This is a genomic window from Streptomyces sp. WMMC500, from assembly GCF_027497195.1.
Lineage (GTDB): Bacteria > Actinomycetota > Actinomycetes > Streptomycetales > Streptomycetaceae > Streptomyces.
This window is the reverse complement of record NZ_CP114905.1, coordinates 7,902,678-7,917,909: the sequence shown is the minus strand read 5'-3', so window position 1 is coordinate 7,917,909 and position 15,232 is coordinate 7,902,678. Positions and strand designations below refer to the sequence as shown.

Below are 15,232 nucleotides of genomic sequence, written 5' to 3'. Positions count from 1 at the left end.
CGGGAGCGGCGTGCGCGCGTACGCCGCTCCCGCGGTATCCCACCCCGTCCACACCCACACCTCGCGGGAGAGACACGACATGAGCAAGCCCAGCCTGCACCGCCGTGGATTCCTCCGGGCCGCCGCCGGTACGGCGGCCGGCACCGCCGCCGTCGCCGCGGGTGCCGCGGCCCTCGCGGCCCCCGCCGCCGCCCGCGGCCACGGCCGCGGCGGCCTGATCCCCCGGGGCCGCATCGGCCTGCAGCTCTACAGCGTCCGCGACCAGATCCAGCAGCGCGGCTTCACGCCGGTGCTGGCGGAGCTGGCCGAGATCGGCTACAAGCACATCGAGTTCGCCGGCTACACCTCGCCGGCCGAGCCGGACATGACCGTCCCCAGGCTGCGCAAGCTGCTCGACGACAACGGCCTGCGCGCCGGCGGCGCCCACCTCGGGCTCGACGCGCTGCTCAACGCGGACACCCGCGAGCAGGAGTTCGAGAACGCCGCCACGCTCGGGATGAGGTACGTCGGCACCGCCAGCGACTTCCCCGGCGGTACGGCCGCGGAGATCCAGGCCGGCGCCGACCGCTTCAACGAGTCCGGCGAGGTGGCCCGCGGCTACGGCCTGAAGGTCTACCAGCACAACCACACCAACGAGTTCGGCCCGGTCTCCGACCGGCCCGGCGAGCGGCGCCACGACCTGTTCCTCGCCGGCACCGACCCGCGGTACGTCTTCCTGGAGCTGGACATCCTGTGGGCGTTCGGCGCCTCGCTCCGTTTCCGCGACCAGCTCGGCGAGTTCGACCCGCTGGACTACGTCAACGCCGCCCCGCAGCGCTACATCGCCTTCCACGTCAAGGACGGCGTGCGGGACCCGGCGCTGACGAACCAGTACCGCGACGTGGTCTTCGGCCAGGGCGAGCTGGACTTCCGCCGCTTCTTCAGCGGACTGCGGGCGCCGGGGCTGCCGCTGTACTTCTGGGAGCAGGACCGCGGCCCGCAGGAGCCGCAGGGCTCGATCTGGGCGGCCGAGACGAGCTACGACGCGATGGTCGCGCTGCGCCGCCGGGGCTGCTGACCCCCGTCGGCGCCCGCGGGAAGGGCGCCGGCGGGCGGGCCCGCGCCGCCGCCACCGGCGGCGCGGGCCGCGCGGTGCCGTGCCCGCGCCGGGCCGGCCGCGGGCACCTCCCCCGCAACCGAAACGAGGAGGTGCCCGCCGACCGGTCCGCCGCGGGTGCTCAGGCGGCGTCGCTGCGGCCCGCTGCCGCCCGGGCGACGTCGCAGGACCAGGCGGGCTCGACGCCGGTACGCCGGCAGACCAGCAGGTACAGCGGGATCGGCGGCGTGTACGGAACGCCGTCCGCCGGCCGGTGCACCAGCCGGGGTCCGGCCGCCGCTCCCCCGGAACCGGCGGCCGGACCCGGCACGGCGGCGCCCGGCGCGTAGTCGACGCTCCGCGGCCAGTGCAGACCGAGGTCCGAGCCGGCCGGCACGATCCACCACCACCGGCTGCCGTCGGCGAAGACGCAGCCGACGCGCGGCAGCCGCGCCATCACGTCGTACCCGATCCGCTCGGGCACGCCCACCGCGTCACCGCCGAGCGCCGCGGTGTCCGCGCCCGGCACGGCCAGCCGGAGCCGGCCGCCGGGCTCGGTGCGCATCATCCTGCGGTCCGCCTGCCGGCGGGCCCACCGGCCTCCGGCCGGCCGGCCGCCGCGCGGGTGCCCGGAGCGCTCGGGCCGGCGGCCGTCCCGGCCGCCGGCTCCTCACGCAGCAGCTCCGCCCAGACCACCAGGCCCGGGCCGGGACGGGCGTCGTACGCCCCCCAGCTACTGCTCACCGCGGTGACGAGCAGCAGCCCCCGCCCCTGCTCGTCCGCGGCCGACCGCTGCACCCGCAGGCGGCCCGGCTCGGCACCCTGATCGGTGACGGCCAGCCGCAGGCGGTCGGCGCTGCAGCGCAGCTCGCACCCTATGCGCCGACTCCCCGTATGCAGCAGTGCGTTGGTCACCAGTTCCGAGAGGACGAGGGTGGCGCTGTCGCCCACCTCGTCCTCCACCCCCCAGCGGTGCAGTTGCTCGCGGGCGAGCCGGCGGGCGACCGTGACGGCCTCCGCGCGGCCCGGCACCTCGAAACCGCACCGCGCCGCATCGACCCCCGAACGGGATCCCGGCAAGCCGGGGCCCTGTGTCACGACCCCCGAGCGATACGGCTGTGTGGACTGGCTCACAGCCCAAACTATGGCCCCGCCGTTGTCACTTGGCAACCCTCACTGTGAAATTTTCAGAGTTTCCGTTGCACTGTGTCCGCCGAGGCCCGGGCGTGGCACACTGCTTGCGGCAGTCCGACAGGGAGGTATGGCGTGAGCGAACCGCGGTCCGCGCCGACCGTGGGGCAGGTCGTGCTCGGGAAGCGGCTCCAAGAGCTGCGCGAGCGGGCCGGGCTCAAGCGCGAGGAGGCTGCCCGGACCCTGCGCGTCGCCCCCGCCACCGTGCGCCGGATGGAGACCGCCGAGGTCGCGCTGAAGATCCCGTACGTGCAGATGCTGCTGCAGGCGTACGGCATCGCCCAGGAGGAGGTCGACGCCTTCGTCGCGCTGGCCGAGGAGGCGAACGAGCCCGGCTGGTGGCAGCGGTTCCACGACATCCTGCCCGACTGGTTCAGCATGTACGTGAGCCTGGAGGGCGCGGCGTCGCTCATCAGGTCGTACGAGCCGCAGTTCGTGCCCGGCCTGCTGCAGACCGAGGACTACGCGCGGCACGTGCTGAAGGTCGGCTCCCTCGGCCGGATCGGCCCCGCCGAGATCGAGCGGCACGTCGCGCTGCGCATGGAGCGCCAGGAACTGCTCACCCGCGAGCACGCGCCGCGGTTCTGGGCGATCGTCGATGAAACGGTCCTGCGCCGCCCGGTGGGCAGCGGCGCGGTGATGCGCGCGCAGGTCGACCGGCTCCTCGACCTCTCCTCGCTGCCCAACGTCACGTTCCAGATGGCGGAGTTCCGCACCGGACACCACCCGGGCACGTACAGCCCCTTCGTCCTCTTCCGGTTCGCCATGCCGGAGCTGCCGGACATGATCTACACCGAGTACCTCACCGGCGCCGTCTACCTCGACGGCCGGCACGAGGTGGCCACACACCTCGCCGCCCTGGACCACATGGCGGCCCAGGCGGCGACGGCACAACGCACGAAGGACGTCCTCCGGGACTTCCGCAAGGAGCTGTGAATGGAACGCATTTACAACGGCATGCCGGCCGCCGATCTCGGCACCGAAGGCTGGCACAAGCCGTGGAGCGGCGGCAACGGCGGCAACTGCGTCGAGGCCATGAAGCTACGGGACGGCCGGATAGCGGTCCGGCACTCGGCCCACCCCGACGGTCCCGCCCTGATCTACACCCCCGGTGAGATGGACGCGTTCATCGAGGGCGCCAAGGCGGGCGAAGCCGACTTCCTGCTCTCGCGGAGCCCCGCGTGACCGCGCCCGGCGCCGTGCCCGCGCACCGCCCGCGGCGCCGCCCGGTCCACTCGCCGTCCGCACCGGACGGCGAGTCCATCCCGGCGAACGGGGGAGTGGCCCGCATGCGCTGACGTGGGCCGCCGGCCGGGAGTACAGAGAGGGAGGGGACACCCCGGGGGGGTCCCCTCCCTCGGTGTTCACGGGTCCGGTGCCCAACCCCGCGCGGTGGCGCGGCACATGAAATTTCAAAAATCATGAACCGTGGGTGTACGAACCGCTGCCTTCCGCGACGTAGAGGCGTACGGTATGCCCCCGATGGCCCTCGTCAGCCACTCGGGGAGGCCCGCGATGAGCCCATCTCCACCCGCGCCCTCCGGCGCCGTCCCGGCCGCCGCCCGGCGGGCGGTCCGCGTCGGGGTACTGCTCCCCCGGCTGCCGGAGGAGCCCGGCGCCTGGTTCGCGGAGTGCGCGGCGTACGACTCCGCGGGCGCCGACGCGCTGTGGCTGGACGGCGGTCCGGACCCGGCGCACGACGTGCTGGCGCTCGCCGCCGCCCTGGCCACCGCCACGAGCCGGGCGAAGCTCGTCGTCGCCCTGCCCGACACCGTCCCGCAGGCCGCCCTGCTGGCCCGGGCCCTGGCCACCGTCGTGCTGCTCAGCGCCGGCAGGCTCGCGCTCGCCGCGGACTCGCGGCGGTGCGCCGAACTCGTCGCCGTCGCCCCCAAGGTGCCCGCCTTCCGCCGGCTCGCGCCCGCCGGTCCCGGCTACGAGGAACCGGGCGCCGGGCGCTGGACCCCGGTGGCGGCGCCCGCCGGTCCTGACGCCTGGCGGGCCGCCCTCGCCGGCGCCGCGGAGCGCGGGGTGCACGGTCTCGTCGTACCGGCGGGACAGCCGCTGTTGGAGGCGCTGCGCCGCGGACCGGGTGCCGAACGTCACACCCGCCCCAGCCGCCCCGCGCGTGCGCGCGTCACCACGGAGCGTCAGACTACGCGTGGATCCTCGTGATCCGCTTGTGATCTGCCGTTCGATCTCCTAGTGTCCCAGACGTTCGCAGACGCGAGCACCGCGCTCCGGTACGCCGAATCCTGCCCGTCGGAGCCCGGAACCGTCGTCCCCACAGCCGTTCGGGCAGGAGCGGGGGAACCACTTCTCCGTCGGCCGGAGGCACGGTGGCAGGACCGCACCGGACTCCCCGACTCGGGGTGAAGCCGCACCGCACGACGCGGCCGGGCAACTCCAGCCCGAACCCGACAGCTCACCTCGCAGGCGTCGGAGAAAGAGCGAGCCACCATGGCCGGAACCGGCACCCGGCGCGCGCCCAAGTCGCGCTCCACCCGCCGCTATGCCGCCGCCGCGGGGGTGGGCATAGCCCTGCCCGTCGTCGGCAGCCTCGCGGCGACCGCCGCGCACGCCTATACGGTCGAGAAGGGCGACACCCTCTCGGAGATCGCCGAGGACAACGGATTCGGGGCCGACTGGCAGCGGCTGTACGAGGCCAACAAGGCGGCCGTCGGCGACAACCCGCACCTGATCCTGCCGGGCCAGGAGCTGGACCTCGACGGGAAGAAGCAGGCCGAGAGCAAGCCCACCGACGCCGAACAGAGCGCTGCCACCACCGAGAAGAAGCAGCAGCGCTACGTCGGGCACACCGTCGCCGCCGGCGAGACGCTCTCCAAGATCGCCGCGAAGTACGACGTGCCCGGCGGCTGGCAGCGCGTGTACGTCGACAACAAGAAGGCCATCGGCGACAACCCGGCCGCGCTCAAGGTCGGCACGGAACTGCGCGTCGACACCGAGGGCGGCAAGGTCAGCGAGGCCGTCGACCCGAACGGCGCGTCGTCCTCCGGGAGTTCCGGCGGTGCCACCGAGGCGTCGCAGGCGAGCGTCCCGACCACCGAGTCCGGCATCCAGGCCGCGGCGCGGGAGATCGTGCCCGCGGACCAGTTCACCTGCTTCAGCAACATCGTGGAGCGGGAGAGCGGCTGGGACCACACCGCGACCAACCCCAGCTCCGGCGCGTACGGCCTGATGCAGGCGCTGCCCGGCGACAAGATGGCCTCGGCCGGCGCCGACTGGCGCACCAACCCGGTCACCCAGCTCAAGTGGGGCCTGGACTACATGAACGAGCGCTACGGCAGCCCGTGCGGCGCCTGGGAGTTCTGGCAGGCCAACAACTGGTACTGATGCCGAGGGCTCCGGGCCCGCGGTGAGTCTCCCGCCGCCCCGTCGCGCGGATCGTCCGCGCGGCGGGGCGCGTTCGGTTACGGACCCCCCGCTCGGGTACGGCCCCAGGGCTACGTCCCGGCCGCCTGTTCCGTCGCCGGGGGCGGCGGCGCGGGCGCGGGCGGAGCCGCCCCGGACACCTCGGCCAGGTCCCGCGCCGCCTGCGCGAGGAGCCGGTGCATCGCCGACTCCGCGGCGTCCGGGTCCCCGGCCCGTATCGCCTCCAGCACGGCGCGGTGCCCCGGCACGGGATCCTGCGGATGGTGCCCGGGGCCGTGCACCAGGTGGTCGCGCGCGGCCAGTCCGCTCGCGATGACCAGATCCATGCGCTCCAGCAGCTCGTTGTGCGAGGCGGCGAGCAGGGCGCGGTGGAAGGCGAGGTCCGCCGCGACGGCCGCGGCGGAGGCGGTCGCGCCGTCCCGCGCCCCGGCCATCGCCGCGAGCGCCTCCTCCAGCGCCGACAGGTCGGCGGCGGTACGCCGCACGGCCGCCAGCCGGACCGCCGCCGGCTCGACGATGCCGCGCACCTCGTCCAGGTCGCGCAGCAGCGGGGCGGCGGCGGGGCGCGACCGCGCGGCATCGCCCTCGCCCTGCTGCCGGGCCGCGGACTCGAAGCGCCAGCGCAGCACGTCGGCGTCGAGGAGGTGCCAGTCGGAGCGCGGCCGGACGAACGTGCCGCGCTTCTGCCGCGCGTCGACCATGCCCTTGGCCGCCAGCACCTTCAGCGACTCGCGCAGCGCGGTGAGGCTCACGCCCAGTTCGGCCTGGAGGGCGGCGAGGTCGAGGGTGGCGCCCTCGGCGATCTCGCCGCCGAGGACGCGGTGCGCGAGGGTCTCCACCGTCTGTCCGTGCACCCCGCGGCGGGCGTAACCCGGCATGGCCGCTCGCTCCTCCCTGAATCCTGCTCGACTGCTCCCCCGCCGCCCGCGCCGCCCCGCGGCGCCCCGGCTCAGGCCGACGACTTTACGACGCTCCAGCCGCCGTCGACGACCAGGCTCGTGCCGGTGACGTACGACGCCTCCGGTGAGGCGAGGAAGGCGACCGCGGCGGCCACCTCCTCCGGCGCGCCCAGCCTGCCGGCGGCGGTCTGCGCGGCGCTGGCCCTGCGGTCCGCCTCGGGCACGCGGTCCCAGAGCCGGGTGAGCACCGGTCCCGGCAGCACGGTGTTCACCCGCACCGACGGGCCGTACTCGACGGCGAGTTGGCCGGCCAGCGAGAGCAGCCCGCCCTTGGCGGCGGCGTACGCGGGGTGGCCGGGGATGCCGTGCCGGGCGTGCACGGAGGAGACCAGCACCGCGGCACCGGGCCCGTCCGGCTGCGCGCGCAGGCCGGGCAGGCAGGCGCGGAAGCCGAGGAACGCGGCGGTCAGGCCCACGTCGACCTGACGCCGCCAGGAGGCGGGCGACGTCTCGTGCGCGGGGGCGACGTCGACGGCGACGGCGTTGGAGACCAGGACGCCGACGGGGCCGAAGCCCCCGGCCGCGGCAAGGATGCGCGCCCAGCCGTCCTCCCCGGCCACGTCCGCGGCGACGGCCGCGGCCGTGCCGCCGGCGGCGGTGATCTCCGCGGCGGCGGCCTCCGCCCGGTCGCCGTCGATGTCCGCGACGACGACGGCGGCGCCCTCGGCGGCGAGCCGGCGGGCGGTGGCCGCGCCGATGCCGGCGGCGGCGCCGGTGACGACCGCGGTGCGGCCGGCGAAGCGTGCGGTGTGCGGGGGTTGCGCGGCTCCGGCTGCTGTCACGAGGTCACGCTCCGGGTGTTGACGGATCTGCCGCGGCACTTCTACGTTGCCCGGCAAGGTTAATTCGTAATTTAAGAATTGAGCAAGAGGGGCGGAAACAGCGTGGCGCGCATCCACTTCGGCGGCGACTACAACCCCGAGCACTGGCCCGAGGAGGTCAGGGCCGAGGACATCCGGCTGATGAAGGAGGCCGGGGTCTCCATGGTCACCGCCGGGATCTTCTCCTGGGCGCTGGTCGAACCGCGGCCCGGCACGTACGACTTCGACTGGTTCGGCCGCGTGCTGGACGACCTGCACGGCGCGGGCATACGGGTCTGCCTGGCGACCATGACCGCCTCCCCGCCGCCGTGGCTGACCGAGCGGCACCCCGAGGTCCTGCCGCAGGACGCCGACGGCGTCCGCCAGTGGCCCGGCTCGCGCCAGCACTTCTGCCCCTCCAGCCCGGTCTACCGCGAGCACGCGGTCCGCCTGGTCACCGAGCTGGCCACCCGCTACGGCACCCACCCCGCCCTGGAGAGCTGGCACATCGGCAACGAGTACGGCTGCTCCAACCCGCGGTGCTACTGCGACGTCTCCGCCGCCGACTTCCGCCGCTGGCTGCGCGAGCGCCACGGCACCGTCGAAGCGCTGAACGCCGCCTGGGCCACCACCTTCTGGTCGCAGCGCTACGGCACCTTCGAGGAGATCTTCCCGCCGCGCAGAACCCCCACGCACCCCAACCCGGCCCAGGTGCTGGACTACGCGCGCTTCTGCGACGACGCGCTGCTGCAGTGCTACCTCGCCGAGAAGGAGGCGCTGCGCCGGATCACCCCCGACGTGCCCGTCACCACCAACCACATGCCGCTGCACAAGCCCGTCGACCCGTACGCCTGGGCGGCGCACGAGGACGTCCAGGCGCTGGACTACTACCAGGACCCGTACGACCCCGAGACCCACGTCGGCGCCGCCCTCGCCTTCGACGTCACCCGCTCCGCGGGCGGCGGGCGCCCCTGGATGCTGATGGAGCAGGCGCCGAGCGCCGTCAACTGGCGGGCGCGCAACAGCCCCAAGCCGCCCGGCGCGATGCGGCTGTGGAGCTGGCAGGCCGTCGCGCAGGGCGCGGACGCGGTGCTGTACTTCCAGTGGCGGGCGACCCCCGGCGGCGCCGAGAAGTTCCACTCGGCGATGGTGCCGCACGCCGGCACCGACACCCGGATCTTCCGCGAGGTGAGCGCGCTGGGCCGGGAGCTGGGCGGCGTCCCGCAGCTCGCCGGCGCGCGCTCGCGGCCCGAGGTGGCGCTGCTCGCGGACTGGCACAGTTGGTGGGCGCTGGACCAGGGCTCGCACCCGTCCGCGGACCTGGACTTCGCCGAGACGCTGCGCCGCCACTACCGGCCGTTCTTCGAGGCGGGCGTGGAGTGCGACGTGGTGCCGCCGGACCGCGACCTGTCCGCCTACCGGCTCGTGGTGGTGCCGAACCTCTATCTGATGAGTGCCGAGACGGGGGCCCGGCTGACGGAGTTCGTACGCGCCGGGGGCCACCTGCTCGTCTCGTACTTCACCGGCATCTCCGACGACTGCGACCGCGTCCACGTCGGCGGCTACCCGGCGCCGCTGCGCGAGGTGCTGGGGCTGCGCGTCGAGGAGTTCTGGCCGCTCGCGGAGGGGCAGAGCCTGCCGCTGACCGGCGCGCTGGCCGGCAGCGGCGACCTGTGGTCCGAGGCGATCGACCTCGAAGGCGCGGAGGCCGTCGCGGCGTTCGGCGCGGGTGAGCTGGCCGGCCGGCCGGCGATCACCCGGCACACGTACGGGGACGGCGTCGCCTGGTACGCCGGCACGCGGCTCCCGGCGGCGGCGATGCGCACCCTGGTGGACCGGGTACGCGCCGGGGCCGCGGTCGCGCCGGTGCTGCCGGGGCTGCCGGCGGGCGTGCAGGCCACCGTGCGCGAGGGCGCGGACGGTCGCTTCCTCTTCCTGCTCAACCACGGCACGAGCACCGCGTCCGTGACCCTGCCCGAGCCGATGCTCACGCTCGCCGGCGACGGCGCGGACCCCGCGGCCGGCCCGGTCGGCTCCGTCGACCTGCCGGCGCGCGGCGTGGTCGTACTGCAGTCCTGAGAAGACGTCTGACAAGGAGGTCGGATGCCCACCAGAAGGAAGGTCCTGGCGTGGGGTGCCGCGGCCGCCGCCGCGCCCGCCCTCGCGGGCTGCGGCGAGGAGGTCGGCGCGGCCCGGATGACCCGGGCGACCGAGCGCAGGCCGGGGCAGAAGGTCACGCTGACCTTCTGGACCTGGGTGCCGCTGCAGAAGGCCGTGGCGCTGTGGAACAAGGAGAACCCGGACATCCGGGTCGACGTGCAGACGGTGCCCGCCAACACCTCGGGGGGCTACCAGAAGATGTACGCCTCCCTCACCGCGGGCGACCCGCCCGACCTGGCGCAGGTGGAGTACTACGCGCTGCCCGAGTTCATGCTCGTCAACGGTCTGACGAACCTGAGCGAGTACGGCGCCGACGAGCTGAAGGACGACTACGTCGACTGGCAGTGGCAGCAGGGCGTCTTCGCGGGCGAGACGTACGCGATCCCGCAGGCGTCCGGCCCCATGGGCCTGTTCTACCGCCAGGACCTCCTGGAGAAGTGGGACATCGACGTCCCGGCGACCTGGGACGAGTACCGGGCCGCCGCCGTGAAGATCAAGAAGCGCAGCGGCGGCTCGCTCATCAGCGCCTTCCCGCCCGCCAACGCCCAGTGGTTCTCCGCCTTCGCCTGGCAGCGCGGCGCCCACTGGGTGAGCACCGAGGGCGACACCTGGGTGGTCGACCTCACGAGCCCGGAGTCGCTCCAGGTCGCCGACTACTGGGACGGGATGGTCTCCGACGGCCTGGTGTCGCCCATCCAGGACTCGCAGTCCGCGTACTTCAAGGGGATACAGACCGGCGGGCTGGCCACCTGGCCGGGCGCGCAGTGGTACGACGCGCTGATCCGCGGCAACGCGCCGCGCACCGAGGGCCGGTGGCGCGTCGCCGAGCTGCCGCAGTGGGAGCGCGGCGCGCACGCCTCGTCCAACTGGGGCGGCTCGTCCACGGCGATCCTGCAGGGCAGCAGGCACCCGGTGGAGGCGCTGCGGTTCGCGCACTGGCTCAACACCGACCCGGCGGCGATCGACCTGCTGGTCGAAGCCGGTTACGGCTGGCCGGCGGCGAAGATCGAGCTGGCGGACTCCGCGCTCGGCAAGCCCGACCCGTTCTTCGGCGGCCAGCGCTACAACGAGGTCTTCCAGCTCTCCGACCGCAACGTCGACACCTCCTGGCGCTTCGGGCCGACGACGACCCAGTCGTACGCCCACATCCAGGACGGCTTCGGCCGCGTCATCGCCGGCCACGGCTCCTTCTCGGACGCGCTGAAGGACGCCGAGGGCATGTTCGTGGACGACCTGAAGGCCAAGGGACTCCAGGCGAGGAGCGCGCGATGAGCACCTCCGCGAAGCCCGGCACGGCGCGGCCGGAGACGGCTCGCCGCCGGCGCCGTGGCCGCCCCGACCGCAAGGCGTGGGCGTTCCTCGGCCCGTTCCTGGCGCTGTACCTGTTCGCGATGGTCGTGCCGATCTTCTACGCCGTCTACCAGAGCATGCTGAAGGTCGAGCGCAGCGGCCCCATGGGCCTGGGCGAGCCGTCGGTGGGCTTCGCCGGCTTCGAGAACTACTCCCTCGCCCTGCAGCAGGAGACGTTCGTCGAGGGCTTCGGCCGGGTGCTGCTCTTCGGCATCGTGCAGGTGCCGGTGATGCTGCTGCTGGCGCTCGTCCTCGCGCTGCTGCTGGACCAGGTCTCCGGCCGCTGGGCGGGGCTGCTGCGGGCCACGTACTTCCTGCCGTACGGCATACCCGGCGTGATCGCCACCATCCTGTGGGGCTTCCTGTACGTGCCCGGGGTCAGCCCGGTCAACGACGTGCTCGGCGACCTCGGCTTCCAGCCGGACTTCCTCGGCTACGACAACGTGCTGTGGTCCATCGCGAACATCGTGGTCTGGGAGTTCGCCGGCTACAACATGCTGATCATCATCGCCCAGCTCAAGTCCGTGCCGCAGGAGCTGTACGAGGCCGCGCGGATCGACGGCGCCGGGCCGTGGCAGACGGCGCTGCGCATCAAGATCCCGCTGGTGCGGCCGGCGCTGGTGCTGACCACCGTGTTCTCCATCATCGGCACGATGCAGCTCTTCGCCGAGCCACTGGTGCTGAAGAAGGTCGCCCCGGCCGTCACCACGGACTACACCCCCAACCTGAGCGCGTACTTCGACGCCTTCGCGAACGCCAACCTCTACCTGGCCGCGGCCAAGTCGGTCATCCTCGCGGTCGTCGCGATGGTGCTGTCGTTCGGGTTCCTCAGTCTCGTCACCCGCAAGCAAAGGAGCGAGCGGTGAGCGCCACCGACACCGAGACCGGCACCGCGGAGGGCACCGCCGCGGCCGGGTCCCCGCCCGCCGCGCCCGTACCCGCACCGCGCCGGCGCCGGCCGCCGCGCCCCGGCCGCATCGTGCTCGTCGCCGTGCTCACGGCGGCCGCGCTGTACTTCCTGCTGCCGGTCTACTGGCTGGTGGTCGCGGCCACCAAGTCGAACGACAGCCTCTACGGCTCCTTCGGCCTGTGGTTCGACGACCCGCAACTGTGGGACAACCTCGGCCAGGTCTTCAGCTACGACGGCCACGTCTACCTGCGCTGGACGCTGAACTCCCTGCTGTACGCGGGAGTCGGGGCGGTGGTGGCGACGCTGCTGTCCGCCGCGGCCGGCTTCGCGCTCGCCAAGTACCGCTTCGCGGGCCGGGAGGCGGTGTTCAAGTTCGTCCTCGCGGGCGTGCTGCTGCCCTCGACGGCGCTGGCGCTGCCGCTGTACCTGATGTTCAGCAAGCTGGAGCTGACCAACACCTACTGGGGCGTGCTGATCCCCAGCGTCGTCAGCCCGTTCGGCGTCTACCTGTGCCGCATCTACGCCGAGTCGGCGGTGCCCGACACGCTGCTGGAGGCGGCGCGGGTGGACGGCGCGGGCGAGGCGCGGATCTTCTTCTCGCTGGTGCTGCGGATCATGACGCCGGCGCTGGTGACCGTCTTCCTCTTCCAGTTCGTGCACATCTGGAACAACTACTTCCTGCCGCTGGTGATGCTCTCCGACGACCGGAAGTACCCGATCACCCTCGGTCTCGTCACCTGGCAGCAGGCCGCGGACCGGGTGCCGGAACTCACGCAGTACACCATCGGCGGAGCCTTCGTCTCCGTCGTCCCCCTGGCCGTCGCGATGCTCGTCCTCCAGCGCTTCTGGCGGACCGGGCTGACCGAGGGCAGCGTCAAGGAGTGAGCAGTTGAAGATCACCCGCATCGAGACCTTCGCCGTGCCGCCGCGCTGGCTGTTCTGCCGGGTCGAGACGGACGACGGCCTCGTGGGCTGGGGCGAGCCGGTCGTGGAGGGCCGGGCGGCGACCGTCCGCACGGCCGTCCACGAACTCGCCGAGCAGTTCCTCCTGGGCGCCGATCCGCTGCGGATCGAGGACCACTGGCAGCTCATGACCAAGGGCTCCTTCTACCGCGGCGGGCCGGTGCTCTCCTCCGCCGTCGCGGGCCTGGACCAGGCGCTGTGGGACCTCGCGGGCAAGGCGTTCGGCGCGCCCGTGCACCAGTTGCTCGGCGGCCCGGTGCGCGAGCGGGCCCGCGCGTACTGCTGGGTCGGCGGCGACGAGCCCGGCGAGGTGCGCGACCAGGTCGCCGCGCAGGTGGAGGCGGGCTTCACGGCGGTGAAGATGAACGGCTCGGGGCGGATGGACCGGCTGCCGAACGTCGCCGACCTGCGCCGGGTCGCGGCGCGCGCGGAGGCCGCCCGCGACGCGCTGGGTCCGGAGCGGGACTTCGCCGTCGACTTCCACGGGCGGTTCTCGGCGGCCGGCGCGATCAGGGCGATCGGGGTGCTGGAGCCGTACGCGCCGATGTTCGTGGAGGAGCCGGTGCTGCCCGAGCACACGCACGTGCTGGAGCGGGTCACCCGCTCGACGGCGGTGCCGGTCGCGACGGGCGAGCGGCTGTTCTCGCGCGGCGAGATGCTGCCGGCGCTGCGGGCGGGCGCCGCGGTGCTGCAGCCGGACCTCTCGCACGCCGGCGGGATCTCGGAGTGCCGGCGGATCGCGTCGCTGGCCGAGACGTTCGACGCGGCCGTCGCGCCGCACTGCCCGCTGGGGCCGCTGGCGCTGGCCGCGAGCCTGCAACTCGCGTTCTGCACGCCGAACTTCCTCATCCAGGAGCAGTCGATCGGCATCCACTACAACACCGGCGCGGAGCTGCTCGACTACGTCGCGGACCCGGAGGTCTTCCGCTTCCATGCCGGGCATCTGCTGCGGCCGACCGGTCCGGGGCTGGGCGTGGAGATCGACGAGCGGGCGGTACGGGCGGCGGACGGGACGGCGGAGAGCTGGCACAACCCGGTGTGGCGGCACCCGGACGGCTCGTACGCGGAGTGGTGACGCCGGGGCTGTGCCGGCTGAGCGCCGGCCGGGCGCGGCTCAGCGGCGGGTGGCGGCCACCGCGCCGGCCGTCACCAGCACCGCGACGGCGACGCCGAACGCCGTCGTGCCCGCCGTCAGCCCCACCGCGTCGCTGAGGTACCCGGCGGCGACCGGCAGCACCCCGGCCATCAGGTAACCGCCGCCGGTGAGCGCCGCGTTGGCCTCGGCGAGCCGGGTGGCCGGTATGCGGGCGCTGAGCGTGCCGAGCCCGCCGAGCTGCGCGCTGCCCTGGCCGAGCCCGGCCAGCACGGCGGCGGCGAGCAGCAGCGGCACGGAGGTGACGGCGGTCGCCAGCACCAGCGCCGCCATGCCGGCGGTGGTCAGGGCGGCGCCGAGGGTGAAGAGGACACGGACGCGCAAGGTCCGTACGGCGAACTGCACGCCGGTCGCCGCCGCGAAGAGCAGGAAGATCATGCCGCCGGCGAGCGCGCGGTCGTCGCTGTCCAGCAGGTCGGCCAGCAGGGACGGGCCGAGCGAGAGCACGAACCCGGTGGCGGTCATGCCCGGGGCGAGGACGGCGAGGCTGAGCAGCAGGGTGCGGCGGTGCGGGCGCGGGACGGTTGGGATGCGCACGAGCCGGCGCGCACGCCCGGGCGCCGGGTCCGCCGCGCCTTCGCCCCCCGGCGGTGCGTCCGCTCCCCCGCCCGGCTGCTCCCCCGGGAAGGAAAGCGGCATCCGCACCACCACCGCCAGCGCGACGAGCAGCAGCCCCGCCTGCACCACGAACACCAGGGTCGTGGGATGCGGCAGCGCCTCCGACAGCGCTCCCGCAAGCATCGGGCCCAGCGCTGCCCCGCCGACCATCGACGCGGAGGCGACGAGCCCGCCGAACTGCTTCTGCCCCGGCGGCGCCAGGTCGGCCACCGCCGCCATCCCCGCCGCCAGCACCGCGCCCACCGCGAACCCGCTGAGCAGCCGCGCCACGCCCAGCACGGCGACCGAGTCCGCGGTGGCGAAGAGCACGGCGGCCGTGAGCGACAGCGCGAGGCCCGGCAGCAGCACCGGTTTGCGGCCGTACCGGTCGGCAAGGGTGCCCGCGAACGTCAGGGTGACGAGCAGGCCGCCGATGTAGGCCGCGTAGATCAGCGTGATCGTGGCGGCGGAGAAGCCGAACCGGCCCTGCCAGAGCACGTACAGCGGCGCGGGCTCGTTGGACAGGGCGAGCGCGGCGACGACGGGCCAGGCGGCCAGCCACATCCAGCGCCGCGAGCCGTCCGGCGGCCGGCCGGCGGCGGCTGCGGGGGCGCCGAGGGCGGGGTCCGTGCGGCGGGCGTCGGCCGTCATGCGCGCTCCTCGGCAGGGTCGGCCGACACTGTA

The 15,232-nt window shown here is 74.1% G+C and carries 15 protein-coding genes and 1 riboswitch; of the genes, 10 read left to right on the top strand and 5 right to left on the bottom strand.

Annotation, left to right across the window (positions count from 1 at the left end):
* Nucleotides 1–79 precede the first annotated feature (79 nt).
* Nucleotides 80–1,057 carry a sugar phosphate isomerase/epimerase gene (locus O7599_RS34210; protein WP_281619477.1) on the top strand — a complete coding sequence of 326 codons (978 nt, stop codon included), beginning with the start codon at nt 80–82 and terminating at the stop codon, nt 1,055–1,057.
* Between the two features lie 160 nt (nt 1,058–1,217).
* On the opposite strand, the gene O7599_RS34205 is transcribed toward O7599_RS34210, so the two are convergent.
* A complete protein-coding gene (locus O7599_RS34205; protein WP_281619476.1) occupies nt 1,218–1,643 on the bottom strand; it encodes a hypothetical protein in 426 nt (141 codons plus the stop codon).
* Nucleotides 1,640–2,107, bottom strand: a complete 468-nt coding sequence (locus tag O7599_RS34200) for an ATP-binding protein (RefSeq protein WP_281619475.1) — start codon at nt 2,105–2,107, stop codon at nt 1,640–1,642. Before O7599_RS34200 ends, O7599_RS34205 begins: the two co-directional genes overlap by 4 nt.
* A 234-nt stretch (nt 2,108–2,341) precedes the next feature.
* Between O7599_RS34200 and O7599_RS34195 the strand changes: the two genes are divergently transcribed.
* The 4 genes from O7599_RS34195 to O7599_RS34180 all read left to right on the top strand — a co-directional run bounded on the left by O7599_RS34195 (nt 2,342) and on the right by O7599_RS34180 (nt 5,617).
* Nucleotides 2,342–3,202, top strand: a complete 861-nt coding sequence (locus tag O7599_RS34195) for a helix-turn-helix transcriptional regulator (protein WP_281619474.1) — start codon at nt 2,342–2,344, stop codon at nt 3,200–3,202.
* Nucleotides 3,203–3,451, top strand: a complete 249-nt coding sequence (locus tag O7599_RS34190; RefSeq protein ID WP_047014672.1) for a DUF397 domain-containing protein — start codon at nt 3,203–3,205, stop codon at nt 3,449–3,451.
* Nucleotides 3,452–3,781: 330 nt separating this feature from the next.
* Nucleotides 3,782–4,438, top strand: a complete 657-nt coding sequence (locus O7599_RS34185; RefSeq protein WP_281619473.1) for a hypothetical protein — start codon at nt 3,782–3,784, stop codon at nt 4,436–4,438.
* A 103-nt stretch (nt 4,439–4,541) separates the two neighbouring features.
* A riboswitch (cyclic di-AMP (ydaO/yuaA leader) is annotated at nt 4,542–4,717 on the top strand.
* Nucleotides 4,718–4,723: 6 nt separating this feature from the next.
* Complete coding sequence (locus O7599_RS34180; protein WP_281619472.1) at nt 4,724–5,617, top strand: LysM peptidoglycan-binding domain-containing protein; 894 nt, start codon at nt 4,724–4,726, stop codon at nt 5,615–5,617.
* A gap of 110 nt (nt 5,618–5,727) precedes the next feature.
* Here the strand turns inward: O7599_RS34180 and O7599_RS34175 are convergent, their stop codons facing one another.
* The gene (locus O7599_RS34175; RefSeq protein WP_281619471.1) at nt 5,728–6,534 is read right to left on the bottom strand and encodes an FCD domain-containing protein; all 807 of its coding nucleotides are present in this window, start codon (nt 6,532–6,534) and stop codon (nt 5,728–5,730) included.
* Between the two features lie 71 nt (nt 6,535–6,605).
* The gene (locus tag O7599_RS34170) at nt 6,606–7,397 is read right to left on the bottom strand and encodes an SDR family oxidoreductase (protein ID WP_281619470.1); all 792 of its coding nucleotides are present in this window, start codon (nt 7,395–7,397) and stop codon (nt 6,606–6,608) included.
* Nucleotides 7,398–7,499: 102 nt separating this feature from the next.
* On the opposite strand from O7599_RS34170, the gene O7599_RS34165 reads away from it, so the two are divergent.
* From O7599_RS34165 to dgoD, 5 genes are read left to right on the top strand one after another with little or no spacing between them, the layout of a single operon-like run.
* On the top strand, nt 7,500–9,494 hold the full coding sequence (locus tag O7599_RS34165) for a beta-galactosidase (RefSeq protein ID WP_281619469.1): 1,995 nt from the start codon (nt 7,500–7,502) through the stop codon (nt 9,492–9,494).
* A gap of 24 nt (nt 9,495–9,518) precedes the next feature.
* A complete protein-coding gene (locus O7599_RS34160; protein ID WP_281619468.1) occupies nt 9,519–10,847 on the top strand; it encodes an extracellular solute-binding protein in 1,329 nt (442 codons plus the stop codon).
* Entirely contained in the window at nt 10,844–11,791 is a 948-nt protein-coding gene (locus tag O7599_RS34155) for a sugar ABC transporter permease (RefSeq protein ID WP_281619467.1), read from the top strand. Before O7599_RS34160 ends, O7599_RS34155 begins: the two co-directional genes overlap by 4 nt.
* Complete coding sequence (locus O7599_RS34150; RefSeq protein WP_281619466.1) at nt 11,788–12,720, top strand: carbohydrate ABC transporter permease; 933 nt, start codon at nt 11,788–11,790, stop codon at nt 12,718–12,720. The genes O7599_RS34155 and O7599_RS34150 overlap by 4 nt, the downstream gene beginning before the upstream one ends.
* Nucleotides 12,721–12,724: 4 nt before the next feature.
* Nucleotides 12,725–13,873, top strand: coding sequence for a galactonate dehydratase (gene dgoD / locus O7599_RS34145; RefSeq protein ID WP_281619465.1), 1,149 nt, complete (start codon nt 12,725–12,727; stop codon nt 13,871–13,873).
* 39 nt (nt 13,874–13,912) lie between these two features.
* Here the strand turns inward: dgoD and O7599_RS34140 are convergent, their stop codons facing one another.
* On the bottom strand, nt 13,913–15,199 hold the full coding sequence (locus O7599_RS34140; protein WP_281619464.1) for an MFS transporter: 1,287 nt from the start codon (nt 15,197–15,199) through the stop codon (nt 13,913–13,915).
* Nucleotides 15,200–15,232: the final 33 nt, after the last annotated feature.

Excerpts from the sequence above, each read along its gene's own strand:
- O7599_RS34210 (WP_281619477.1), top strand. The coding sequence starts at position 80 with ATGAGCAAGCCCAGCCTGCACCGCCGTGGATTCCTCCGGGCCGCCGCC.
- O7599_RS34205 (WP_281619476.1), bottom strand. The coding sequence starts at position 1,643 with ATGATGCGCACCGAGCCCGGCGGCCGGCTCCGGCTGGCCGTGCCGGGC.
- O7599_RS34190 (WP_047014672.1), top strand. The coding sequence starts at position 3,203 with ATGGAACGCATTTACAACGGCATGCCGGCCGCCGATCTCGGCACCGAA.
- O7599_RS34185 (WP_281619473.1), top strand. The coding sequence starts at position 3,782 with ATGAGCCCATCTCCACCCGCGCCCTCCGGCGCCGTCCCGGCCGCCGCC.
- O7599_RS34180 (WP_281619472.1), top strand. The coding sequence starts at position 4,724 with ATGGCCGGAACCGGCACCCGGCGCGCGCCCAAGTCGCGCTCCACCCGC.
- O7599_RS34175 (WP_281619471.1), bottom strand. The coding sequence starts at position 6,534 with ATGCCGGGTTACGCCCGCCGCGGGGTGCACGGACAGACGGTGGAGACC.
- O7599_RS34160 (WP_281619468.1), top strand. The coding sequence starts at position 9,519 with ATGCCCACCAGAAGGAAGGTCCTGGCGTGGGGTGCCGCGGCCGCCGCC.
- O7599_RS34155 (WP_281619467.1), top strand. The coding sequence starts at position 10,844 with ATGAGCACCTCCGCGAAGCCCGGCACGGCGCGGCCGGAGACGGCTCGC.
- O7599_RS34140 (WP_281619464.1), bottom strand. The coding sequence starts at position 15,199 with ATGACGGCCGACGCCCGCCGCACGGACCCCGCCCTCGGCGCCCCCGCA.